This is a genomic window from Hoylesella timonensis 4401737 = DSM 22865 = JCM 15640, from assembly GCF_000455445.1.
In the GTDB taxonomy this organism is placed as follows: Bacteria; Bacteroidota; Bacteroidia; order Bacteroidales; family Bacteroidaceae; genus Prevotella; species Prevotella timonensis.
Window position 1 is genome coordinate 15,746 of sequence record NZ_HG417101.1, and the last position, 25,812, is coordinate 41,557.

Annotated in this window: 20 protein-coding genes; 12 read left to right on the forward strand and 8 right to left on the reverse strand. The window is 41.9% G+C overall.

The window, feature by feature from the left end; all coding sequences use genetic code 11:
* Window positions 1-16 precede the first annotated feature (16 nt).
* The 7 genes from BN35_RS11305 to BN35_RS11335 all read right to left on the reverse strand — a co-directional run bounded on the left by BN35_RS11305 (window position 17) and on the right by BN35_RS11335 (window position 8,451).
* Window positions 17-706, reverse strand: coding sequence for a tetratricopeptide repeat protein (locus BN35_RS11305; RefSeq protein ID WP_174362023.1), 690 nt, complete (start codon window positions 704-706; stop codon window positions 17-19).
* Window positions 707-713: 7 nt separating this feature from the next.
* Window positions 714-1,739, reverse strand: a complete 1,026-nt coding sequence (locus BN35_RS11310; protein WP_025072327.1) for a vWA domain-containing protein — start codon at window positions 1,737-1,739, stop codon at window positions 714-716.
* A gap of 97 nt (window positions 1,740-1,836) precedes the next feature.
* Window positions 1,837-2,835, reverse strand: a complete 999-nt coding sequence (locus BN35_RS11315; protein WP_028901218.1) for a vWA domain-containing protein — start codon at window positions 2,833-2,835, stop codon at window positions 1,837-1,839.
* A 35-nt stretch (window positions 2,836-2,870) separates the two neighbouring features.
* Entirely contained in the window at window positions 2,871-3,953 is a 1,083-nt protein-coding gene (locus BN35_RS11320; protein ID WP_025072328.1) for a membrane exported protein, read from the reverse strand.
* A gap of 55 nt (window positions 3,954-4,008) precedes the next feature.
* Complete coding sequence (locus tag BN35_RS11325) at window positions 4,009-4,899, reverse strand: DUF58 domain-containing protein (RefSeq protein ID WP_025072329.1); 891 nt, start codon at window positions 4,897-4,899, stop codon at window positions 4,009-4,011.
* A gap of 80 nt (window positions 4,900-4,979) precedes the next feature.
* Window positions 4,980-5,975 carry an AAA family ATPase gene (locus BN35_RS11330; protein ID WP_025072330.1) on the reverse strand — a complete coding sequence of 332 codons (996 nt, stop codon included), beginning with the start codon at window positions 5,973-5,975 and terminating at the stop codon, window positions 4,980-4,982.
* 958 nt (window positions 5,976-6,933) lie between these two features.
* On the reverse strand, window positions 6,934-8,451 hold the full coding sequence (locus BN35_RS11335) for a DUF4301 family protein (protein ID WP_025072331.1): 1,518 nt from the start codon (window positions 8,449-8,451) through the stop codon (window positions 6,934-6,936).
* Window positions 8,452-8,591: 140 nt separating this feature from the next.
* Between BN35_RS11335 and BN35_RS11340 the strand changes: the two genes are divergently transcribed.
* Both BN35_RS11340 and BN35_RS13825 read left to right on the forward strand, forming a co-directional pair.
* Window positions 8,592-10,802, forward strand: coding sequence for a RelA/SpoT family protein (locus BN35_RS11340; RefSeq protein ID WP_025072332.1), 2,211 nt, complete (start codon window positions 8,592-8,594; stop codon window positions 10,800-10,802).
* Window positions 10,803-10,875: 73 nt separating this feature from the next.
* Window positions 10,876-11,037: a hypothetical protein gene (locus BN35_RS13825; RefSeq protein WP_169337615.1), complete on the forward strand. Its 162-nt coding sequence runs from the start codon at window positions 10,876-10,878 to the stop codon at window positions 11,035-11,037.
* 55 nt (window positions 11,038-11,092) lie between these two features.
* Here the strand turns inward: BN35_RS13825 and BN35_RS11345 are convergent, their stop codons facing one another.
* Window positions 11,093-11,713: a TetR/AcrR family transcriptional regulator gene (locus tag BN35_RS11345; protein WP_025072333.1), complete on the reverse strand. Its 621-nt coding sequence runs from the start codon at window positions 11,711-11,713 to the stop codon at window positions 11,093-11,095.
* A gap of 252 nt (window positions 11,714-11,965) precedes the next feature.
* Here BN35_RS11345 and BN35_RS11350 point away from each other — a divergent pair, with 252 nt between their 5' ends.
* The 10 genes from BN35_RS11350 to BN35_RS11400 all read left to right on the forward strand — a co-directional run bounded on the left by BN35_RS11350 (window position 11,966) and on the right by BN35_RS11400 (window position 25,709).
* Window positions 11,966-14,284, forward strand: coding sequence for an NADP-dependent malic enzyme (locus tag BN35_RS11350; RefSeq protein ID WP_025072334.1), 2,319 nt, complete (start codon window positions 11,966-11,968; stop codon window positions 14,282-14,284).
* A 47-nt stretch (window positions 14,285-14,331) separates the two neighbouring features.
* Window positions 14,332-15,171, forward strand: coding sequence for a 4-(cytidine 5'-diphospho)-2-C-methyl-D-erythritol kinase (gene ispE / locus BN35_RS11355; protein ID WP_025072335.1), 840 nt, complete (start codon window positions 14,332-14,334; stop codon window positions 15,169-15,171).
* A 246-nt stretch (window positions 15,172-15,417) separates the two neighbouring features.
* On the forward strand, window positions 15,418-15,735 hold the full coding sequence (gene rplU / locus BN35_RS11360; RefSeq protein WP_008121852.1) for a 50S ribosomal protein L21: 318 nt from the start codon (window positions 15,418-15,420) through the stop codon (window positions 15,733-15,735).
* 20 nt (window positions 15,736-15,755) lie between these two features.
* Window positions 15,756-16,046, forward strand: coding sequence for a 50S ribosomal protein L27 (rpmA, locus tag BN35_RS11365; RefSeq protein ID WP_008121848.1), 291 nt, complete (start codon window positions 15,756-15,758; stop codon window positions 16,044-16,046).
* A gap of 242 nt (window positions 16,047-16,288) precedes the next feature.
* Window positions 16,289-17,578: a serine--tRNA ligase gene (gene serS, locus BN35_RS11370; protein WP_025072336.1), complete on the forward strand. Its 1,290-nt coding sequence runs from the start codon at window positions 16,289-16,291 to the stop codon at window positions 17,576-17,578.
* A gap of 14 nt (window positions 17,579-17,592) precedes the next feature.
* Window positions 17,593-18,216 (forward strand): outer membrane beta-barrel protein, encoded by a 624-nt coding sequence (locus tag BN35_RS12865; RefSeq protein WP_025072337.1) that lies wholly within the window; start codon window positions 17,593-17,595, stop codon window positions 18,214-18,216.
* A gap of 92 nt (window positions 18,217-18,308) precedes the next feature.
* Complete coding sequence (locus tag BN35_RS11380) at window positions 18,309-20,660, forward strand: bifunctional dihydroorotate dehydrogenase B NAD binding subunit/NADPH-dependent glutamate synthase (protein ID WP_025072338.1); 2,352 nt, start codon at window positions 18,309-18,311, stop codon at window positions 20,658-20,660.
* A complete protein-coding gene (locus BN35_RS11385; RefSeq protein ID WP_025072339.1) occupies window positions 20,657-21,025 on the forward strand; it encodes a DMT family protein in 369 nt (122 codons plus the stop codon). Before BN35_RS11380 ends, BN35_RS11385 begins: the two co-directional genes overlap by 4 nt.
* 505 nt (window positions 21,026-21,530) lie before the next feature.
* Complete coding sequence (locus BN35_RS11395) at window positions 21,531-24,254, forward strand: TonB-dependent receptor domain-containing protein (protein WP_036909115.1); 2,724 nt, start codon at window positions 21,531-21,533, stop codon at window positions 24,252-24,254.
* A gap of 3 nt (window positions 24,255-24,257) precedes the next feature.
* Complete coding sequence (locus tag BN35_RS11400) at window positions 24,258-25,709, forward strand: hypothetical protein (RefSeq protein ID WP_025072342.1); 1,452 nt, start codon at window positions 24,258-24,260, stop codon at window positions 25,707-25,709.
* Window positions 25,710-25,812: the final 103 nt, after the last annotated feature.

Consider the following 25,812-nt stretch of genomic DNA (forward strand, 5'->3'; position numbering starts at 1 on the left):
ATAGGAAGAAACCAACTTACCAATTTCGTTTTAACTTCCGTGAGCGAGGCTGTTGTTCAGCCTTCTTCATTCTTTGCTGAGTAGCTTTCTCTTGTTGCATGGCAGCATTTAACAGTTGCTCTGCATTTTCTTTACTCATGCGGTCTTTTGGCTTGTTTTGTTGTTTCTGCTGATTGTCCTTTTGCTTTTGTTGCTGATTGTCTTTCTTCTCTTTATCCTTACCTTTTTTATCATTCTTTTTCTTTTGCTCGTTGTCCTTCTTTTGTTGCTTTTGAAGACGCTTGCAAAGTGCAAGATTATAACGAGTTTCGTTGTCTTGCGGATTATTTCTCAAACTTTCTTTGTAGGCTTCAATGGCTTCACCATACATCTGATGAGTTTGACAAATGACACCTATATTATGATAAACCTTGGCTTTCCTACTCTTGCTGGTTTCTATTTTCCCAGCATTTTCGTACTGTACGATAGCCGCTGAATCTTTTTGCTGCATCATCAGCGCACACCCAAGATTATACAATGCTTGCGAATTCTGTGCATTTTGCGCAATCGCCTTGCGATACTCCGCCTCGGCTTTCGCATAGTTTTGCGCTCTAAATAGCTTGTTTCCTGAACGTATGAATTGTCTGTCGCTTTGGGCAAACATAGAGGTAAAGCCCAAAGTGAGCAGTAATAAACTGAAGATATGTCTCTTTTTCTTTATGCTCATCGTACTTCTACTGTTTCTTCTTGAATAATCGGACATTTTTAAGTAATGGATTCTTACTTTCCAAGATACAAACTTCTATGATCAATAGCAATAGGGCTAAGATACCAAAAGCTTGAAATTGTTCGTCATATTCGCTATAAATAACACTATTCGTTTCTCCACGTTGAAGTTTTGCTAATTCTTCATTGAGCTTTTTTTGGGCATCATTCGTATTATCCACATGGATATAAGTCCCTTTGCCAGCCCGTGCAATGTCTTGACACATCTTTTCATTGAGGGCTGTCATTACCGTCTGTCCGTTTTCATCTTTCATATAGCCACCTTCAGCTACAGGTATGGGCGCTCCTTGTGTGTTGCCCACCCCCAAGATAAAGACGTTGATGCCTTTCTTATTTGCATCTGCTGCTGCCTCGAGTGCACCACCCTCGTGGTCTTCTCCATCCGTAATCAGGATAATGGCTCGCCCCACTTTGTCCTGTTGTGTAAAGCTGCTCATTGACAAACGAATGGCTCTCGCAATGTCAGTACCCTGCGTTGTAATCAGGGAAGGGTCAGTATTTTGCAAGAACATTTTAGCACTTACATAATCGCTGGTAATGGGTAGCTGAATAAAGGCATCGCCTGCGAACACTACCAAACCAATTTTATCGTTGGTAAAGTTATCTACCAGATTTTCAACCAACAGCTTACTCTTGGCTAAACGTGAAGGAACAACATCTTCAGCCAGCATGGAGTTTGAAATATCCAAAGCGATAATCGTTTCTATGCCATTCCGTTTTTCGTTAGAAATCTTTGACCCCATCTGTGGACGGGCTAACATTACGATTAACAGTGCTAATGCACTTTGTAACAACCAAAACTTAACAGTTGGACGATATTTCGATATGTCAGCCATTTGTTGCTGTACCAGCTCCATATCTCCAAACTTCTTGAGTTTCACAAGTCGTCTTCGATATCCTATCAAGCGAATCAATGCAAGGATAGGGATAACGATTAAAAGCCAAAGGTATATAGGATCATCAAATCTTATCATCGTGTTCGTATTCATCTGCAGCAAGCTGCAATCTGTTTATAACCATATTTTTTAGCGTTGAATATCGTAGGGCATTGGCATTCTCAACTACCGTTCTTTAAGGAATCCTACGCAGAACCGTATTCCGCAGTACCAACTCGAGCAACAAACTAAGCACTGCCAACAAGGCAAATGGCTGGAATGCTTCGTAACGCTTCGAGAATTTCTTGACATTCATCTTTGTCTTTTCCAGTTTGTCAATATCTTTATAGATTTGTTTCAACTGCTGATTATTCGTTGCCCTATAGAAGTTTCCTTCGGTCACTGCTGCAATATCACTGAGAGTCTTGGAATCTATCTCCACAGGAATGTTGATATATTGAGTTCCTCCTCCTACACTCATGGGGTAAGGAGCTACTTTATTGGTTCCAACCCCAATCGTATAGACGCGGATGTCCAAGCTTTTTGCAATTTGAGCACTGGTCATGGGTGAGATGTCGCCCATGTTATTACTGCCATCTGTCAACAAGATGACAACCTTACTTTTAGTCTTCGAGTCTTTCAGGCGTGATACAGCGTTTGCCAATCCCATTCCTACGGCAGTGCCGTCAGATATCAATCCTCGTGCTGCAATATCTGTTCGAACGTTTCTCAACAAATTGAGAAGTGACGTATGGTCTGTGGTCATAGGACACTGGGTAAAGGCTTCTCCAGCAAAAATGGTCAAGCCAATATTATCATTCGGTCTTCCAGAAATAAATTCTGCTGCCACATTTTTGGCAGCTTCCAAGCGATTGGGCTTTAAGTCCTCTGCAAGCATAGAAGTAGACACATCCATTGCCAACATGATATCGATGCCTTCCACCGAACGTTCATCCCAAGCATTGTGGGTTTGGGGACGTGCCAAGACACAAATGATAAAGATGAAAGCAAGGCATCTTAACACCATCGGTGCGTGCACCAAGCGTGTACGCCAACTTTTCGGTGCAAACAGATAGGCGTGTGTATCGCTCATCTTCATGGTAGGTTCACTCTTCTTACGATACAGGAAATACCATATCACATACGGAATGAGCAATAATAGCAGTAAGAAATATTCTTTATTTACAAATTCCACGTTATTTCATTTTACGATTTAGTAGTCTCCAGATGTTAAACCATGAGCAAATAAACCTGATAGACAATATAGATAAGCAAAGCAAACACGCTGATGCCAATGGCAGTTAAGAGCATTTTGATGGTCTTTCTGGTCTTTTGAGTTCGCCTGTCTTTTTCATCTAATTTCGGAACAATGCGCTCTTCGGTGGGTTCACCCTCCATCTTTGTTTGATCAATAAAGTTGATAGCGTTCACCAAGTTCTTATCATTCTCATTGATAAGCGTTTCGTACTTCGCAAATTTCACCAAGTCGGCTGTTTCAAAGAGACTTTTCAGCTCATCAATCATCTTCTTGTCTCCTTTCTCATGCAGCGTATAAATAATCTCTGAGGTTGTCATCTCCATGGCATTAAAGCCAAATCGCTCTTCTATATACTGTCTCAACGTGTCGGTGAGCTCAGTGTAATAAGTCTTTTGGTCGGGAGATGACACCATTCTCTCACTTTTCAGCTTGTCTATTGCGGTGAGTGCTTTTTGATGAGGCGGTATCTTCTTGATAATTCTGATACGTGTGATGATGGGTTTGTTATTGTAAATTCTAAGGAATAGGTAAAAGCCTAATACACAAAGTAATAACATCAATACACTCAACCAAAAGATAGGACTCCATTCTTTCCATGAAAAAGGATTGTCTTGAACGTCCTTGGGTGGAAAGAATTGGTTGGGATGCAATGTATCAACATCCACCGTAACCACTTTTAGTGCCAAGGTATTTCCCACATAGTCTTTGCCGTTTACCTGTACTTTCTGTCCGGGAATGGCGTACAAGTGTTCATCAAACGAAGTGAGCGTATATTGCTTCGATACCTTCACGAACCCATTGTCCAGTGCTGTCGTGTCTCCATTAGAAATCTCAAGTATTTCGACACCTGGCACCAGATAGTGCGACGGTTTCAAAGCGGGAAAATGAATGGTGGCATTCTTAGGTGCTGTGACGTCAATCGTCATATTAATCTGTTGTCCTATGAAGATACCAACAGAGTCTAACCTTTGCTGTACACCTATTTGGGCATGCAGTCCTAAGCACCACACTGTGCTTATCAGCAGAATTATAAAGTTCTTTTTTTTCAAATTCATTCTTTCTTGACAATTACATACCGTTCCTTTTTCAGTAGCGTGACCATTCTAATGTTTACACACCTCTTTGTGCAAAGAGGCGCATCATGGCTTTCACATAGTCTTCATCGGTGGCTACACTGGTCCAGTCTACCCCACCTTTTGCAAATATCTGTTTGAGTTTTGCAGCACGCTCCAACCAGTAAGCTGTGTGGGTACGACGAAGTTTAGCCGATGAGGTATCAATCAGCATCTCATGTCCTGTTTCGGCATCCCTGATTTTCAGCAATCCGATATTGGGCAAGCTTTTAGCTCGTTGGTCATATACCTGCACTGCAACGATGTCGTGTTTGTGGTTGGCGATGGTCAGCGCATGCTCGAAGTGTTCGTACTCGGCAGTTTCATGTTTGATATAGAAGTCACTCAAAATACAAGCTGTACACCTTCTCTTCATCATTCGGGTAAGATACTCTATCGCCATACCGACATCTGTCTTTCTGCTCTGTGGTTCAAAGTCGAGCATCTCACGAATAATGTACAAAATATGCTTGCGTCCCTTTTTGGGTGGGATATATTTTTCTATCCTATCTGAAAAGAAAATCACTCCTATCTTATCATTATTCTGAATGGCACTGAATGCCAGTGTGGCAGCTATCTCGGCCACCATTTCTCGTTTGGTTTGTTTCTTGGTACCAAAATCCAAAGAGCCTGAGACATCAATGAGTAGCATGACCGTCAGTTCGCGTTCCTCTTCAAACACTTTGACATAGGGGTGATTGAAACGTGCGGTGACATTCCAATCGATATCTCGAACATCATCTCCAAATTGATATTCTCTCACCTCCGAGAAAGCCATACCCCGACCTTTGAACGCCGTATGATACTGTCCTGCAAAGATGTTTTGGCTCAATCCACGAGTTTTGATTTCAATCTTCCTGACCTTTTTTAGAATTTCACTTGTTTCCATTGTCATCTCACCTCAAGTTGTGCTACTCCTGCTGTCATGCCTTGTCTACTTCTTTCAAGCCTGTCCTTTGTTACCCAGCCTTAAGGAACTTCTACTTTATTGATAATTTTCGATACAATTTCCTCGGATGTCAGATTGCTGGCTTCTGCCTCATAAGATAATCCAATGCGATGTCTCAATACATCGTGAACCACAGCTCTCACGTCTTCAGGAATCACATATCCGCGATGCTTGATGAAAGCATAAGTGCGTGCTGCTTTTGCCAAATTGATAGAAGCACGTGGCGAGCCGCCGAAAGTAATCATATTCTTCAATTCAGGTAGTTCATATCGTTCAGGGTATCGGGTGGCGAAAACAATATCCGCAATATATTGGGCTATTTTTTCGTCGATATATACCTCGTTGACGATGGTTCTTGCTTTTAATATTTCTTCAGCGGTAGTTACTGGCATTACCTGGGGCAGACAGCCTTGAATATTCTCCTTAACAATGAGCTTCTCCTCTTCCAATGTAGGATAGTCCAGCACCACTTTCAACATGAAACGGTCCACCTGAGCCTCTGGAAGTTGGTAAGTACCCTCTTGCTCTATGGGGTTTTGTGTCGCCATAACCATAAATGGATGGGGCAATTTGTACGTGTTTTCTCCAATCGTGACTTGGTGCTCTTGCATTGCCTCTAAGAGTGCGCTTTGAACTTTGGCTGGGGCACGGTTAATTTCGTCTGCCAAAACAAAGTTGGCGAACACGGGGCCTTTCTTTACTTGGAATTTTTCTTCTTTTTGCGAGTAAATCAAAGTTCCGATAACATCGGCAGGCAACAGGTCTGGCGTGAACTGAATACGACGGTAGTCAGCATCAATGAGCTGAGCCAGCGTTTTGATTGCCAGCGTTTTTGCCAAACCCGGCACACCTTCTAAAAGTATATGACCATCACTCAACAAAGCGATGAGCAATGAGTCTACTAAATGTTTTTGACCTATAATTACTTGATCCATTCCTTGAACCAAGTTGGTGACGAACCCACTCTGTTGTTCGATTCGGATATTTAACTCACGAATATCAATAGCTTCTGCCATAATAGTGTTGTTATTCAATTTATAAAACCAAGCACAAAAATACAATAATAATGAGATAGAAGCGAAAGATATGAGTTTATTTATAATAATTTTATGACTGTCTCCATTGATTTTAAGAACTTTTATACGCAACTATCTTCCATATTCTCAAAGAAACGCTCTATTAGTGGATGTTTCGCAACGATGCGGGGGATGCTATAAGAAATGTGGCGCGTGTAAAATAAGTGTGCTGGAGAAACTTTGAGCTGCTTTTTTTTTACTTGTTTTCAAGAGGCTAAAATTGCGTTTTAAGTATCAATAAAATTGACAAAATGCGACAAAAATAAGGAGGATTTGTCAATATAATTACTATTTCAAAAAGTTGAAAATAGCAACTCGACGACACATCGAAACATGGTAAAAGTACAAAATCATGGAAAGGAGTGCATTGAAGCATTGAGATAAGCCTTCTAAAACATGTAGACAAGCATGGAAAACATATACTTCAGCACTCTTAACTCCATGAGTTAAGGTGGTTAACTCCATGAGTTAAAGTAAAACATCGTTGCTCATTTGAATAAAAGTACTTGTGAATGAGGAAAATATAAAAATCACAAATTCGTGACCATATTCACGTTTGTATGGAAATATGCGCAAAATGAACGGCTTGTTAAATATTTTACAAGTATGCGTTTTCTGAAAAATAATAACAATTGACACTTCTCTGTAGGGCTGTGAACATGTGAAAATAACAAGAAAAGAAATGAAGAAAAAGTGCTTAGCTGAACTTTGGGCTACCAAATGAAGAGTAGAGATAAAGAAAAAGTGGGTAGTCCATGTTATTCATTCACTCCCACTTTTCTGTTCATTCCCTCCAATTTGCATGAAGAGAACAGCGCTTTTTCTTTTCTAAATGTTTACACAAGCTTTTTTATAAAAAAGTTTCTTTTCAAAAAAGATGCTTTCCTACGAGTCTGCTTTAGGCTTGATGTTGCTCTCTAAGAAGGTCGTTGACGGTCTTTACAGGATTGAAAGTTGTTAGTGGCACCTCTACAAAGACGGTATTCCAGTTGCTCATGGCACCGTTCCATAACCCCGGTAGTTCCAATGCCTTCAAGTCCTTACCATCCTTACTCTTATAAGAAACGAAACCTGTTTCAGGGTCTACATAGTCGGGAAGGTTAAAAGGCTGCCCTTTGCTATCTTTCACAGCACAAACCAAATCAACGGGATTGAAGTGTGTACTATGCTCAAACATCCGAACATACTCTTTGTTAGACTTGTCAATTTGGCTCGATTCCAAAATTTGAGGACTGGTTGCTTTATCTTTACCTATTGCAATAAAAGGACCTCCTCCAGGCTCGCCCACATTTCTAACCACTCCACAAACGCGCAAGGGGCGATTGAGTTTGGCTTTCAAGTAAGGAATTAACTCTTCGTCTTCCATATACTTCAGTCGAGGATTTCTACACGTAAGGTCACGCTGAACAAATCGGATTGCATCTTCCAGTTGATCGTGCGTGTATTTTCCCTTTTCCAACATATTAAGATAATGGAAACATTGTTCTTGAACCTCTATCAAAATCCCTCCCAAGAGTTGCTTGTTGGTCACCGTATCCGTCTTTAATCGATCGGGCACTACGTTATCAATGTTTTTAATAAAGATGACATCTGCCTCAATGTCATTGAGGTTCTGAATCAATGCGCCATGCCCACCGGGTCTGAATAGCAGCGAACCGTCTTCATTTCTAAATGGCGTATTGTCCATATTGGTGGCAATGGTGTCGGTACTTGGCTTTTGTTCTGAAAATGAAATATGATATTGAACTTTATATCGCTTTGAAAATCTATTCACTACTTCAGCCACACGTTTCTTAAAGAGTTCGAGGTGCTGATGCGATACGGTAAAGTGAATGTAAGCCTCTCCATGACAACTCGTATATAGCGCAGCCTCTACCAAATGTTCCTCCATCGGGGTACGGGCGGCGTCCTCGTAATAATGAAACAGCAAAAGCCCCTTTGGCAACTGTCCGTAATTGAGTCCTTTTGGCTCCACCAAATTCTCAACCACCTTTTTATATTTGCCTTCAGCCATTAGCTTGGTCATCTTCTGCCCTTCGTTCTCTTCACATTTTTCGGTTAACTCTTCACTAAACGCAAATTTCTTGATGTTGCCAAAGAACTCTTTTTCAAAGTCGGTAGTGGGAACGTCATAACTGGCATGTAAAAAAGCATACAAATCCTTGAACATGCGACTGGCAGCACCAGAGGCAGGAACAAACTTCACAATCCTGTGATTGCCCTGTTTGTATTGGTTCCACAACTCTACATAATGCTTTTTCTGAAGCTCATCGGCAACCATGATGCCATGTTCTGTACTTGCCGCTGCCTGTAATTCCAAGAAGGGGAACCCATTTTTAATATTTTCCAACTGCTGGTTGACTTGTTCTTCCGTCATACCACGTTGAGAGATTTGTTGTAAATCTTGCTGTGTCATAAGAACTTGAATTAAAAAGACTTGCTCATCGCACGAGTTTACGTTCGTTGAATATTGAGACAAAGATAGCTACTTTTTGTGAAAAACAGAGTTGTTTGGAAGAAAAAATATTATCTTTGTGGCAACAGAAAGATTGGGATATGAGCAAGAAATTCGAGTTTACGGATACGGAACGACAAGAATATTTGGATATTTTCAAACGTATTCATCAGTCTATTGGTGAATCGTTGCAGGATAATGATGAGGAAAATATCAGAGAACACCTCAAGACATGTGTTGAAAACGGACAAGTAGATCGTGATGTTTTTGGGCTTAACCCCCTTTTGAATGCTTTACAGACAGCCGAAATCGCTGTTCAAGAAATAGGATTGAAACGCGATGGCGTGATTGCCATTTTACTTCACCAGAGTGTTGTCAATGGTATTTTGACCATAGAAGAGGTGGGAGCGAAATACGGAGACACGGTTGCGCACATCATTCACGGACTGGTTAAAATAGATGAGCTATACCGCAAGAATCCTGTGATTGAAAGCGAGAACTTCAGAAACTTGTTGTTGTCCTTTGCCGAGGACATGCGTGTCATCTTGATAATGATTGCCGACCGTGTGAACCTCATGCGTCAAATACGAGATGTGTCAAACATAGATGCCAAACATCAGGTGAGTGAGGAGGCAAGCTATCTGTATGCGCCTTTGGCTCATAAGCTGGGACTGTACCAACTGAAGAGTGAGTTAGAGGATTTGAGTTTGAAGTATTTGGAGCATGACGCTTACTACCTTATTAAAGAGAAGCTCAATGCCACAAAACAGGCACGTGACAAATACATCGCCTCCTTCATTGAACCCATTGAGAAAAAGCTAACGAGTGCGGGACTGAAATTCCACATGAAGGGACGCACCAAGAGTATTCACTCGATTTGGCAGAAGATGAAAAAACAGAAGTGCGGCTTTGAAGGTATCTATGACCTTTTCGCTATTCGCATCATTTTGGACTCTCCTTTAGAAAAAGAAAAGATGCAATGTTGGCAAACTTACTCCATCATTACAGACATGTACCAACCCAACCCCAAACGCTTGCGCGATTGGCTCTCTGTGCCAAAGTCAAATGGCTATGAAAGTCTGCATATCACCGTGCTGGGACCACAAAACAAATGGGTAGAAGTACAGATTAGAACAGAAAGGATGGACGAAATTGCCGAACGAGGATTGGCAGCACACTGGCGGTATAAAGGGATAAAGAGCCAAGGGAATGTGGACGAATGGCTTGCAGGGATTCGTACAGCTTTAGAAGCTGGCGACGACTTGCAGGTGATGGATCAGTTTAAGTTGGATTTATACGAAGACGAAGTGTATGTCTTTACCCCCAAAGGCGAAATCAAGAAGTTTCCCAAAGGGGCTACGGTGTTAGACTTTGCTTATTATATCCACTCCAGAATAGGCAGCACCTGCGTGGGTGCGAGGATTAACGACAAGAACGTGTCTATCCGAGAACAGTTGAAATCGGGCGATACAGTGGAGATTATCACTCAAAATAACCAAAAGCCTAATCCCAACTGGCTCCATATTGTCAAGACAAGTAGGGCTAAATCGAAGATTCGGTTGGCTTTGAAGGAGACGCAAGCCAAAGACGGACTCTATGCAAAAGAGCTGTTAGAGCGTCGATTTAAGAATAAGAAGGTGGATTTAGACGAAGCCATCATGAGCCATTTGGTAAAGAAAATGGGGTTCAAGGAGGTGTCCGAGTTTTACAAGCAAATTGCAGACGAAAAACTGGATGTTAACGATATCATCGACCAATATATTGATCTTAGAGACAAAGAACTCAACAGCATCTCAACAAGACCCGCACAAAGTGCTGAAGATTTCAATCTTGAAAAACCTGATGTTCAATCACATTCATCAAATGATGATGTCTTGGTGATTGACAGAAACTTGAAAGGTGTGGAATATTCATTGGCGCCATGCTGCCATCCTATTTACGGTGATGCCGTTTTTGGCTTTGTCACGGTAAGTGGTGGTATAAAGATTCATCGCAAAGACTGCCCCAATGCCCCTGAACTTCGGAAGCGTTTTGGCTATCGCATAGTAAAAGCACGTTGGAGCGGACAAGGAAGTTCGTTGTACACCATTATATTAAAGATTATTGGCAACGACGATATTGGAATTGTGAACAACATTACCAGTATCATTGCCAAGGAAGAGAAGATCATGATGCGCTCTATCAATATTGACTCACATGATGGATTGTTTAGTGGAAATCTGTCCATTCAGGTGGACGATGTTTCCAAGTTGGACGCCTTGGTAAAGAAACTGGAGACGGTAAAGGGTGTCAAACAGATTCAACGACTATAAATCTTGATATGAAAGAAAGAGCTGGGAGCATAAATAAAAATCTTGTACTAACTTCCTATAATGAAACCTGAAAATGACAAAGTTTCAACGATTTGAAAAAGATCAAGAACTCCGAAGAGAAGAACTGATTAGAAACATCGAATATAGCATTTCGCAACTCAGCGTTGCAGAATTAGAATCATTGTATTATGATATGATGACGAAGCAGTACATGGGAAAGAACCAAGAGGGTTGAGGACTATGCACCGAAGTACTGAGCATTTACGGTATGCGCCGTGAAAAACAGGAGTTTAAGACAAATCTTCTAACCTCTGCAGCCCTTTCAATGTGCAAATGCCTCTGATGAACAGCAAGATAATGTTACTAAACACTTCTTGAATGGAGTGCTCCTTGTACAGTTGATTCATCATGGCATAATGCACAGATTCACGAGCAATCTGTGTTACTATCGAATAGTTGATGTCTGCTCTGAAAAATCCCTCTTGAATACCTTTCTTAATAAATAGCGAGGCATTTTTATCTCTTTCGCTCTGTTTGGAATGCAGATACTCCGTAATCAATGAATACTTGTGGAGATCTTCATAATATGCAGGCGTTATTTTAGCTAATTTGGTGACTTGGTAATGATAAAACTCTATCAGAATATCCATTACATTGCTGCTTTGTTGGAAAGAAAAGGCTTTCATGTGAGCATCAAATTCTGCTTCGGCAGCCTTCATCCCTTCTAACAACAATTCATCTTTGTTCTGATAAATCTCATACAGCGTGCGTTTTGATATGGAAAGGCGTTTGGCAATATCATCCATCTTAACGGCTTTAATACCTTTGGTATAAAATTCATTCATAGCCGTAGCTAAGATACGCTCACGCAACTCTTGTCTGTAAGAATTTTGACTGTTATTTTTACGCATAGTGACCAATGATTATCAAGCAAAATTAGATAAATTTTCCGAATTATAAGCCAATGAGATAAAAAAAGTATTTTTTCCTTCTAAGGAAAGTTTCAAAAAAAACAATAAACCACACCCAGTATTCATGGAATTTTACTAACTTTGCTTGAATGTTATAAGTTCAATATATAATAGGTTCAGTGATATGGAGAAAATGCGTTAGTCGTTCATCTCTTCTATGAACCTCATTTGTTTCATTAGGAATCAAACTTTATGGTTAAAATTACAAAAGAAGCCGCTTTGGCTTATCATGAGGGTGAACGCCCTGGAAAAATAGAAGTAAAGCCAACTAAACCTTATCGCACACAGACAGATTTGAGTTTGGCTTATTCGCCAGGAGTGGCATATCCCTGCTTAGAAATACAAAGCAATCCCAACGATGCATACCGATACACCGACAAAGGAAACTTAGTGGCAGTGATTTCCAATGGTACTGCCGTCTTAGGTCTTGGCGACATTGGAGCCATTAGTGGCAAACCTGTCATGGAAGGAAAAGGCTTGCTGTTTAAGATTTATGGTGGGATTGATGTGTTTGATATCGAATTGGATGAGAAAGACCCTGAAAAGTTTTGTGAAACGGTAGAACGCATTGCGCCTACTTTTGGTGGCATCAATTTAGAGGATATCAAAGCCCCAGAATGTTTCTATATCGAACAAAGATTAAAGAAGACATTGGACATTCCAGTGATGCACGATGACCAACATGGCACAGCTATCATTTCTGCAGCAGGTCTAAAGAATGCTTTAGAGGTAGCGGGCAAGGATGTGAAAACGGCAAAACTCGTTATCAATGGTGCTGGAGCAGCAGCTATCAGTTGCACCAATCTGTATATGGCACTCGGTATTCAGAAAGAAAATATTGTGATGTTAGACTCTCATGGGGTAATAACAGTAGACAGAGAGGATCTAAATCCACAAAAAGCTGCTTTTGCGACCAATCGTACCGACATACACACACTACAGGAAGCGATTAAAGGTGCAGACGTTTTTGTGGGTCTCTCGAAAGGGAAGGTGCTCACAAAAGACATGATACGCTCCATGGCGGACCGCCCTATTGTCTTTGCTTTGGCAAATCCTATTCCAGAAATAAGCTATGAAGATGCCATAGAAAGCAGACCTGACGTCATAATGTCCACAGGACGAAGTGATTATCCCAACCAAATTAACAACGTCATCGGGTTCCCATATATCTTTAGAGGAGCCTTGGATGTCCATGCAAAAGCCATTAACGAAGAGATGAAAATGGCTGCTGTTCAGGCAATAGCAGACTTAGCAAAGCAACCCATCCCTGATGTAGTGAATGAAGTGTATCACATCAATGACTTAGTTTTTGGTCCTGCATACTTTATTCCCAAGCCTATCGACCCACGACTCATTACAGAAGTCAGTGTTGCGGTAGCGAAGGCTGCGGTAAAAAGCGGAGTGGCAAGAACGCCAATAGAAGACTGGGGCGCATATAGGGAATCGCTCAAGCAGCTGCTTGGACAAGAATCAAAATTCACAAGAAAGCTCCATGCCTCTGCTGTGCGACATCCACAACGTGTCGTATTTGCTGAGGGAGAGCATCCTACCATGATGAAAGCCGCTTTTCAGGCGATGCAGGAGGGAATGTGTCATCCTATCTTATTAGGTAATCCCGACCGTGTAAGTCGATTAGCCAACAGACTCAAGATTGATTTAAAAGGTGTCGAAATCGTTGATATGCGCGCTGATCAAGAGCAAGGCAGACGAGCTGCCTTCGCTAAACACTTGGCAGAAAAATGCGAAAGACAGGGATATACGTTTGACGAGGCGTATGACAAGATGTACGAGCGCAACTATTTTGGTATGTCGATGGTGGAACATGGAGATGCAGACGCTTTTATTACAGGGCTTTATACAAAGTATTCGAATACGATTAAAGTAGCCAAGGAAGTTATCGGGATTCGTCCCGGTTATGATACCTTTGGTTCTATGCATATTTTGGATACCAAAAAAGGTATATATTATATTGCGGATACATTGATTAATCGTCGACCTGACGAAAAAGTTCTGTATGACATAGCTCGTTTGAGTGCCCATTCCGTCAAGTTTTTCAATGACGAACCGGTCATGGCTATGATTAGTTATTCTAATTTTGGTTCCGATTCTGAGTGGAGTCCACTTGAAGTTCATAAGGCTGTAGAAAAACTGCAAGCTGACTTTCCAGACTTAGCAGTGGATGGAGAAATGCAGGTTAACTTTGCTATGAATCGCAAACTGCGTGATGATAAGTTCCCCTTTACTCGTTTGAAAGGAAAAGAGGTGAACACATTAGTATTTCCAAATATAAGCAGTGCAAATGGAAGTTATAAACTTCTGCAAGCCTTAGACACCGATACCGAAATCATCGGTCCTATCCAAATGGGACTGAAAAAGCCAATTCACTTCACGGATTTCGAATGTTCTGTTCGCGATATCGTGAATATTACTGCGATAGCAGTGATTGATGCGTATGTCGAAAAGGTGAAAAAAGGAGTGGAAGATTCATACCAAACGATGAGTAAAAAGTAACTGTATCACGAAGATGCGCTAATAAGCTATAAAACAAATAAAAGAATATGGTGGTATTTCCATGTGCTAAGATAAATTTAGGACTTCAAGTAGTGGGTGTTCGGGAAAATGGGTATCATGACATCGAAACTGTTTTCTACCCTATCCCACTTCATGATGCCCTCGAGATAACTCCTATGGATGACGAGTTTCCGTCTGACACTCGATGTGATATCAAGATAACGGGCAATTTCATACCAGGCAAAGACACTGATAACTTGGTCGTTAAGGCCTATAAATTGCTGGCTAATGATTTTGATTTACCTAAAATCCATATCCACTTATTTAAGCAAATTCCAACACAAGCAGGATTGGGAGGTGGTTCCAGTGATGCGGCATATATGCTGAAGTTGCTGAATGAACAATTCTCTTTGAACTTAACGGTCGACAAGCTGAAAGACTATGCAGCTCGTCTTGGCGCTGATTGTGCATTTTTTATTAAGTCAGAGCCTTGCTTTGCCTCTGGTATTGGTGACGTTTTAGAACCAATATCAAACTCATCGCACCTGCTCAAAGGATACAAACTTGCACTTATCAAGCCCGACATTGCTATTTCTACCCAAAGAGCTTATCAGCAAATCAATGTCAAAAAACCGTCTGTATCGTGCAAAGATATCATTCATAAACCGATAAAATGCTGGAAAGATGAATTGTTCAACGATTTTGAAACACCTGTCTTCCAAGAATTTCCCGAGATGAAAGTCATCAAAGAGCAACTTTATCAGCAAGGTGCTATTTATGCATCCATGTCAGGTAGTGGCAGTACAATTTATGGAATCTTTGAAGATGAACCTAAAAACATCCACAAACTATTCGATTCCTACTTTACTGAAGTCTTAACACTATAAGTGCTATTTTATGGAATCCAGCAATCGTATTTTTCAAGTTTGTGACAGATAGTTTTGTTAGAAATTGCATCAAAAGAGGGATTCGTTCGTTAATGTCTCTTAAAAAGGCACGCTCTTTTTGTATAAAGAGTACCATAACTCAATAAAAATGATTAATTTTGCAACCGATTTAGTCCGTTTTGGCAATAAGAAGTACTGAGACATATCAGTCGCCTTGCGGAGAAACCCGTTTATAATTAATTAATAATGTACGCAATCGTAGAAATTAACGGTCAGCAGTTTAAGGCAGAACAGGGCAAAAAGCTCTTTGTTCATCACATGAAAGATGTTGAAGCTGGAAAAACTGTTGAGTTCGACAAAGTGCTCTTGGTAGACAATGAAGGAGCAATTTCTGTCGGCGCACCCACAGTAGAAGGTGCAAAAGTAGTAGTAGAAGTTGTGAACCCTCTTGTGAAAGGTGACAAAGTCATCGTTTTCAAGATGAAGCGTCGCAAAGACTATCGTAAGAAGAATGGTCATCGCGAGCAGTTCACTGAAGTAGAAGTTAAACAAGTAATCGCTTAAATTTTAGGAGGAATTCAACAATGGCACATAAGAAAGGTGTAGGTAGTTCTAAGAACGGCCGTGATTCAGAATCGAAAAGATTAGGCGTAAAGATTTGGGGTGGTCAGAGTGTCATCGCAGGCAACATCATTGTTCGTCAGCGTGGCTCTAAGCATAACCCAGGACAGAATGTAGGAATGGGCAAAGACGATACACTATATGCTTTAAGTGATGGTATCGTTTACTTCCAAAAAGGTCGTAAAGACAAGAGTACCGTTTCTGTTCTTTCAGAAGAAGCTTACGCAGAAAAAATGAAAAAAGCAGAAGCTTAACAATTTTCAAACTTATTCCAAACAAACAACAGGGTTCCCAATTCTCTACAGAGGATTGGGATTCTTGCATTATGAAACAAACTTTTATTCATATCTTCTCAAACAACCATCAGTAGTACAGAAACTTGACTTAAAATGAAAAACACTTTGACAAACTACTAAAATATCTCCATTCAATGTACTGGATTCAATTAAAAATAGTAACTTTGTGAACAGAACGAAATATTTAAAACAAAATAGATATGCTTACACTTAAACTCATCAGTGAAGAAACTGAACGCGTGGTAAAAGGATTAGAAAAGAAACACTTTGAAAACGCGAAAGAGACCATTGCTCAAGTACTGGACATCGATAAAAAGCGTCGGGAATCACAACAGAAACTTGACAAGAATAAGCAAGAAGCAAACCAGCTTTCTAAAAAGATTGGAGGGCTGATGAAAGATAAGAAGATGAACGAGGCCAATGAGATAAAAGCTCAAGTGGCAGACTTAAAGAAGGAAGCAAAGTCTCTTCAAGATGCAATGGAAACGGCAGAACACGAATTAACCGAATTGTTATGCACGATTCCTAATATTCCAAATGCTGACGTTCCAGAAGGGAAAGATGCCTCTGATAATGTCGTTGTTAAAGAAGGAGGTGTTATTCCGGATTTACCAGACAACGCATTGTGCCATTGGGATTTGTGCAAAAAATACAATCTTATCGATTTTGATTTAGGCGTTAAGATTACTGGAGCTGGTTTCCCTATATATATAGGTAAGATGGCACGTTTCCAACGAGCTTTAGAGGCGTTCTTCTTGGAAGAAGCTCGCAAAGCAGGATATCTCGAAGTTCAACCTCCTTTTGTGGTTAATCAGGCTTCAGGATATGGAACAGGACAATTACCAGACAAAGAGGGACAAATGTATCACGTGCAATTGGATGATTTGTATTTGATTCCTACAGCTGAGGTTCCTATTACAAATATTTTCCGTGATGTGATTTTAGACGAGAAAGATTTGCCCATTAAGCGTTGTGCATACTCTGCATGTTTCCGTCGCGAGGCAGGCTCATACGGTAAAGATGTGCGCGGACTTAACCGCTTACACCAATTCGATAAAGTAGAACTCGTGCGAATCGATCGCCCAGAACACTCTTATCAATCTCTTCAAGAAATGCTGAATCATGTGGAAGGCTTGTGTCAAAAGTTGGAACTCCCCTATCACATCTTGAAACTTTGTGGTGGTGATATGAGCTTCACCTCTTCTATATGTTACGATTTTGAAGTTTGGAGTGCTGCACAAAAGAGATGGCTTGAAGTTTCGTCTGTTTCTAACTTTGAGACTTACCAAGCCAATCGCTTGAAATGCCGTTACCGTCACACAGACGATGGCAAAATTGAACTTTGCCATACACTCAATGGCTCTGCACTTGCATTGCCACGTATCGTTGCAAGCATCCTTGAAAACAATCAAACACCCAATGGTATCCGTGTGCCAAAAGCCTTGGTACCCTATTGCGGTTTTGAAATAATTGATGACCAGAACTTCTAAAAATAAGTAGAATAATGAAGTGTAAATATATTTATACTTTTCTTTTCTTATTTCTTTCAATCCACAGTGTAGCACAACATAAGGTGGGCGGCATGACCTTCAAGCCTTATGTTGGCTACAGCCTTGCAAGTATGTTTAACGGAGACCTTGACTTTAGAAAAAGTGTTATGGCTGGTGTGGATATCGAAAAAAGATATTTTAAGCACCTATCTGTCAGCGGAGGCGTAAACTATGCCCCTATGGGAGGTATTTATAATAGCTCTGGCAAAGACATGTTTGTCTGGAAGCACGATTATATCGCCTTCCCTATCACAGCCAATTGGTATATCTTCAAAGGCTTCGCATTAAAAACAGGCATTCAACCTGCCATCAGTATAAGAAGCAAACAAGAAAGCATTGATGCCCCTACCATGATTGATCGCAATATGGAAGGACAATTGAATACATTTGATTTGACTATTCCTATGGCGATTTCATACGAATTATATAACTTTGTGCTGGATATAAGGTGGAATATTGGAGTCACTGATACGGGAAGTGCAGAAGCATGGAAGCATGATTATCACATGGTCAATTCCAAGCTACAAGGAACAAATTTTTCTTATGTGTTTTCCATTGGCTACCAATTCGATTTGTAAATACCGCATCTCAAGCCAGCGTAGTCTACTCATAAAACAAACTATAAAAATTGATTACTATATAACCTAAATTACTAATACAAAAAACGATTATGAATAAAATTATTCGTAAAAAACAATTTTCCGAAAAGGTATTCTTGTTTGAAATCGAAGCACCGCTCATTGCAAAGAGTCGAAGAGCTGGTAACTTTGTGATTGTACGAACAGGAAAACGCGGAGAGCGCATGCCTTTAACCATTGCTGATGCCGACCCAAAACGAGGTACCATCACATTAGTAGTACAAAAGGTAGGTAAATCTTCCTACAAATTATGTGAGCTCAACGAGGGTGACTATGTGACTGACGTTGTAGGACCACTGGGAAATGCCACCCACATTGAGAAGTTTGGAACCGTACTCTGTGCTGGCGGAGGTGTTGGTGTGGCACCTATGTTGCCCATCATCAAAGCATTAAAGAAGGCAGGTAACAGAGTGTTGTCCGTTTTAGCAGGCAGAAGCAAGGATCTTATCATCATGGAAGATGAAGTAAGAGCCAATTCTGACGAAGTTATCATCATGACAGATGACGGCAGCTACGGAGAAAAAGGCGTGGTAACCGTAGGTATGGAGAAGTTTATAGAGCAAGAGCATGTCGACAAGGCCTTTGCTATAGGCCCTCCTATCATGATGAAATTTTGCTGCTTGCTTACCCAAAAGTACAACATCCCTACTGATGTGTCTCTAAACACCATTATGGTTGATGGAACTGGCATGTGCGGTGCTTGCCGTCTCACCATAGGTGGAAAAACAAAATTTGTTTGTATTGATGGTCCTGAGTTTGATGGTGCTTTAGTTGATTGGGACGAGATGTTCAAACGAATGGGAACATTCAAGGATGTGGAGCGCATAGATTTAGAGCGTTTGCAGGCACACAAGGAAGCGGTAGAGCAAAAACAAGTGAAGCCGAAACCTAACATAAAGATGGATGTAGAGCCAACCGAGGATAAGTTAGATGTACTCACTGATCGTAATGCAGAATGGAGAAAAGAACTTCGAGCTTCCATGAAACCAAAAGAACGCACCGCTATTTCGCGCGTCCAAATGCCAGAATTGGATCCAGTGTACAGAGCTACAACTCTTAGAGAGGAAGTCAACAGAGGCTTAACCAAAGAAATGGCAATGACAGAAGCTAAGCGTTGCCTCGATTGTGCAAAGCCCACCTGTGTAGAAGGCTGTCCTGTAAATATCAATATACCTTCGTTTATCAAAAATATAGAGCGTGGACAATTCCTCGCTGCTGCAAAAGTGTTGAAGAGTACCTCTGCCCTACCTGCTGTTTGTGGACGTGTATGCCCACAGGAAAAACAGTGTGAGAGCCGTTGTATACATCTGAAGATGAAAGAACCTGCCGTAGCTATCGGTCATTTGGAGCGCTTTGCTGCTGACTATGAACGTGAAAGCGGAAAGAGTTCACTCCCCGATTTGCAGCCTGCCAATGGCATCAAGGTTGCTGTTATCGGCTCAGGACCATCAGGATTAAGTTTTGCTGGCGATATGGCAAAATATGGTTATGAAGTACATGTCTTCGAGGCTCTACATGAAATTGGAGGTGTATTGAAATACGGCATCCCTGAATTCCGACTCCCCAATGACATTGTAGACGTTGAAATAGAAAACCTTCGCAAGATGGGTGTTCACTTTGAAACGGATTGCATTGTGGGCAAAACGATTACGATACAAGATTTGGAAGATGCTAATTTCAAGGGTATCTTTGTCGGTTCGGGTGCGGGTCTACCAAATTTCATGGGTATTCCTGGCGAAAATGCTATCAACATCCTGTCGTCCAACGAATACCTCACGCGTGTGAACCTGATGGATGCCTCTAATCCTACATCCGATACTCCTATCAATTTGGGCAAACATGTAATGGTTGTTGGCGGTGGTAACACAGCCATGGACTCATGTCGAACCGCCAAACGACTTGGGGCAGATGTGACCTTAGTATATAGACGCTCCGAAGCAGAAATGCCCGCACGTTTAGAAGAGGTGAAGCATGCCAAGGAAGAGGGTATCCACTTTATGTGTTTACACAATCCTATTGAGTATTTGACGGATGAAAAGGGTGCAGTAAAGTCAGCTGTATTGCAAGTCATGCAGTTGGGTGAGCCTGATGCCAGCGGACGCCGCCGTCCCGAACCTATTGAGGGCGAAACCATCACTTTAGATGTTGATCAGGTTGTTGTTGCTATCGGAGTGAGTCCTAACCCACTCGTACCACGTTCTATCGAAGGACTGGAACTGGGCAGAAAGAACACCATCGTTGTGAATGAAAACATGCAATCTAATAAACCTGAAGTATATGCTGGTGGTGACATTGTAAGAGGTGGAGCCACTGTCATTCTTGCCATGGGTGATGGGCGTCGAGCTGCATCAAGTATGGACGAACAATTGAAAAAATCAAAATGACGGGTATCTATACCATTCTATTACTCATCTGTAGTAATATCTTTATGACGTTGGCATGGTATGGCCATCTTAAGTTACAGCAAACAGGGGTCAGTTCTAACTGGCCTCTGTTTGCTGTTGTTATCTTCTCATGGTGCGTGGCTTTCTTGGAATATTGTTGCCAAGTGCCAGCCAATCGTATCGGCTTTGTGGACAACGGAGGTCCTTTCTCTTTGGTACAACTCAAAGTCATTCAAGAAGTTGTTAGTCTTACGGTGTTTGGCGTCTTTTCCACTATTTTCTTTCAAAACGAAAGCTTGCACTGGAATCACATTGCTGCATTTGGCTGTCTGCTCTGTGCCGTTTACTTGATGTTCATGAAGTAATTGCATCCACAATAACAAGAGGTGTGTTAAGTTTTTCCCTGTCCCAGCGGCTTGTAGTGCAGTTTATTCATGTCACCATATCCAAGAGCCACCTTTGTCTGAAATATCAAAATCATTGACCATTGTGCAATGATTTACAGGAAATCCTAACGAGAAAAATAAACGTTATAGCCTTAATCGTCTGTAGATAAGCGAAATAACCAAATTTGTTCAATGAAAGCCCTCAATTGAATACTCGGCAAAAGAAATAATTGATTCAACTTTTAAGGAAAGCAAATATCATTTTGTAAAAACAAATTTGGACCATATTTTTTGATATTTGTGGAAAAATAGTTTACTTTGCATCGCTTTTTGAACCTTTATAAGGTAAGCAGATTGAATTTGACAACAATTATTTTTTATAATAACAAACGGATTAACAGCAATGAAAAAACTTGCCCTATGGCACAGCGCGTGCCTCGTGGCTTGCATCCTATTTGCGAAAACAGCCGATGCAAAGTCTATGATGCCCAAAGTTATCAACCCTTTGGCAGGTGTAAACAAAATAGAGAACAAAGATAAAAACCTCTTGGATAGCATCAATCTTAATGAGGTTGTAGTAACAGGACAAGGCAACGCCATACGTCGCCGCCGCTTGTCGTCGTCAGTAACGAAGGTATCAGCAAGTGAGCTGCAGAAGACACCAGCCACTCGTATCGACCAAATGCTGCAAAATGCACTGCCCAATGTGCAACTGTTGCTTACCAACGGACAGCCAGGAACCACCTCTATCATCAAGTCAAGAGGACTGTCATCGGCTTTTGCCAACTCCACACCTATTATATATATAGACGGTGTGCGCATCGACAACCTCAATACGGGTTCTATCCTTAATTACTCAAAACACGGATATGGAGCCAATCCATACACCATTGGTGACATGCCCATGGGCGAGATGGCATCGTCGAGTACGCTCAGCGACATCTCCATTGAGAACATCGACCACATAGAATATGTGCCGGGAGGAGCTGCCACCACGCTGTATGGGTCGGATGCTGCCAATGGTGTGATACAAATCTTTACAAAGAAAGGTACCGAAGCAGGCTTCCGAGCCACTGTAACAGCCGAAATGGGGTGCGATGTACCTACCACACAGTTTTATCACTTTCGACGTACTCGCGAATTGCTCAACCAAACTGGTTTTCAACAGCGGTATCGCCTGTCCCTGTCGGGTGGCAATCAAACTTTTGGGTATAGCTTAGGAGCCAGTATGGGTGGTAATACGGGAATCATTATTCACAACAACAACGAACAAAAAAGGTACGACATACGCTTTGGTTCGCATGCGCGATTACACCGCACTTTGGAATATCAAAACTCGTTTGGCTTTGTAGCAGAGGACTACAGACGCAGTCGCAATGGTAATCAGGGCTTTTACACTGGGCTATGGTTTACGGAGGGCGCTGCCGCAGCCAACATGAAGTACCAAGCAGCCGACGGCACACAGCACAATTTCAATGCCGACATTGATGCAGTAGACGACTACCAATTTGCACAAATGAAAGCTTTTGTGGACAAAGCCGAAGCGCTACAAAACTACAAGGAGTCTGTGAAGCGATTCCAAACTTCGCAAGTGCTTATATATAAGCCTATTTCAAATCTCACGTTAAAGGGAACTTTTGGATTGGACTACCGTGCCAATGGCAACAAAGAAATTGTAACCAACCAGTATTTGGTTCACACCCAAGTAAAGCCCATAGGTACTACAGACGCTGGGCGCATCAACAATTTCGACCGCACCTACTTTGGGCTGACAGCCGACCTGAATGCACAACACAAGGCATACTTTGAACACGGCATTAGTAACATTGTCACTGCTGGATTTCAATACTTCAACAACCACGATCATCAGGCTATTTACAATGGCTCCAACGTACGCGACGGAGCAAAAGTGATGTCGGGAGCAGGAACACAACAAGCTGACGAATGGATGAGCTACCTACACAGCTACGGATTTTACGTACAAGATAACATCGGATTGCTAAATCGCTATTATCTTGATTTAGGTGCTCGCATCGACTACAATACAGCCTTTGGCGAGAATGTAAGGTGGCAGTTTTACCCAAAGGTAGGTCTGTCTTACGTAATGACCGATGAGCCTTTTATGCGCTCACTCGTGAGTCGTCGCATACTCACCACGTTACGCTGGTTTTGCAACTATGGAGTGGCAGGCAGTTACCCACCACCCTTCGCCTATCAAAAGACAGTGGACATCAGTTCCTTTCAAGGTAAGTTAGCCGCTACATTTGGACAATACGGGAATGCCAATTTAGGTCCCGAGAAGAAACATGCCTTTGAGATAGGATTCGAAGGCTCCCTCTTCAACGACCTTTGCTCCATTGGCTTCACCTACTATCATGCTCGTACACTCGATGCACTGTTCAGCATTCCCACGCTCCCCTCATCGGGACAAGCAGCCAACTATTTGGCAAACATCGGTGATATCCTTAATCATGGAGTAGAAATCAACACTCTCATCACTCCCATCCGCACGAAGGATTGGCGTGTAAGTCTGCGTACATCGTTCAATACCAGTCACAACAAAGTACTGAGTACGGGAGGAGCAATACCCTTTGCCATAGGGGGCTTTGGTCCCAGCACCATTCAGACGGTGGTGGAAGAGGGCAAGTCAGTAGGATTTTTACGAGGAAACAAAGCCATACTCAACGAAGACGGTACGCTGAAGGAAGTACAGCATATGCAAGATTTAGGACGCACGGTGCCAATTTTTTATGGTAACATGATGCTAAATGTGAATTATCGGTCGTGGCAGTTCACTATGAGTGGCGACTACCAAGCAGGCTCGTACGTACATTCGTTCGACCGTCAGTTCCGCTTTTCCAAAGGACTGAAAGATGATGCCATACCACAAGCGGCTCTTATGGGAAAATCACAAAAGAAAAGCTGGCTCATCTTTACCAATTATTTTGTAGAGAAAGCCGACTTTCTAAAGATAAGGAATATCGCCTTGAGCTACACACACACTTTCACATCGGGCAGGACACCTGTCAAGGCTGTAAATATCGGGCTGAACGTGTACAACCCCCTGAGCTTTACAGCAGCTTCGGTAGATCCCGAAGCCACTATTGCAGGGGCACGGTCGCAAGGTGCCGTAGCAACAGGTGGACTTAATTATTCCACCTATTCTATGCCTCGTCAATACATCATTTCCATTCAATTAAATTTGTAAAACATGAATAAGTTCATTACACATAGCACAGGATTGGCACTTACGTTCATACTCGCTTCTTGCAGTCTGATAGAGCCAACCGAAGTAGAAAACCCCAATGTTGGAGAAGACACATACTTAGCATCAGATCGTGCCATGGATATATGGGTAAACGGTGCAGAGAAAGCATTTGCTACCACCATTGCCAAATTTTGTCTCCATACCGAAATTATTTCTGATAACTATTTCAACAACTATACGCGTGAAAGCAAAGTGTTTGACAAACCAGAACTGAAAAACACCGATCCTGACATTGCCGAACTGCAACGCTTGGTTGCCAATCTGCGTGAATCTGCCGACTATGGCATCAATACGGTGAGCCAGCACGACCAACACACCACCGCAGAACATCTGTTCAAGTTACATATGATGAAAGCCTATGCCTTCTTACTGGCAGGTGAGAACTTTCGAGCCTTACCCACCACTGTAGGAGGCAATCCGCTACCAGCTAATGAACAACTGCAACTGGCGAAAACCACCCTTGACAAAGCACTGACGTATGCCACCAACAATCACGAAAAAGCATTGGTACATACTCTTAAGGCAAGAGTGTATTATGTCATGGGACAGGCGCAAAATGCTATTGACGAAAGCAAATTGGCACTGCAAAATAGCAACGACTTTATAGAGCAAGTAACCTTTGACGGCAAGAACAATGTGACCAACAGCATGCAAGATGTTATTTGGAAAACAATGTACCAGCCACTACCCCGTCTCGACTTCCTCGATCCAAAATACTTCCAGCTGAAGGCAACCGACGAATGCCCTATCAGTATTGCGAAAGCCGAAGAAAATTATCTCATCTTGGCAGAAGCCTACCTTTCTCAAGGACAATCGCAGCAAGCTAAAAAAGAGTTAAAGCAACTGTTGCAGCTGGTTGCTAAGCGACCAGTACAACAGCAACTTAACGACCAATTGGAAGGACGATATAATGGTGGATTCAAACACTATCCCGATGCAGCTGATTACCGAGTGGCAGCATCTCCCAAGGATCCATACCGCAGTGGACTGGTGTTGAACCGTAAATCGCCGCATCTGATACAAGTTCCCACGGTGTCGGGCACATCGGTCACTGCAGAGATGATAGACGAATGCAAAGACAACGACGCTTTGTTAGAACTTATCTACCTGATGCGTCAAGAAATATTTTTGGCAGAAGGACGACGCATGAGCGACTTGGGCATTCGGCTGCCTATAAGTGACGTAGAAATAGCACACACTCCAGCTGCCAGGACTTATTCAGAACCGCTCATCCCCAAGTTCATTCCCTTGGAGCAAGGCATGGACAACTTCGATATAGACACCGAAAAAAGATTGGTGACCATACATTACAACATGAACCACCTCATCGTCATCAATAAGAACCGACCAGAGGTGGCTCCCCTCTTCACTACCTCCAGCAGCAAAGGCAAATAACTTTGTAAAACTATCTCCATGGAGTAATCGTGTTATTTCCATGAGTTAGTGCTGTTATCTGCATAACTTAACCGTGCAAAACAGTCTGTTTTATTGGGCAAAA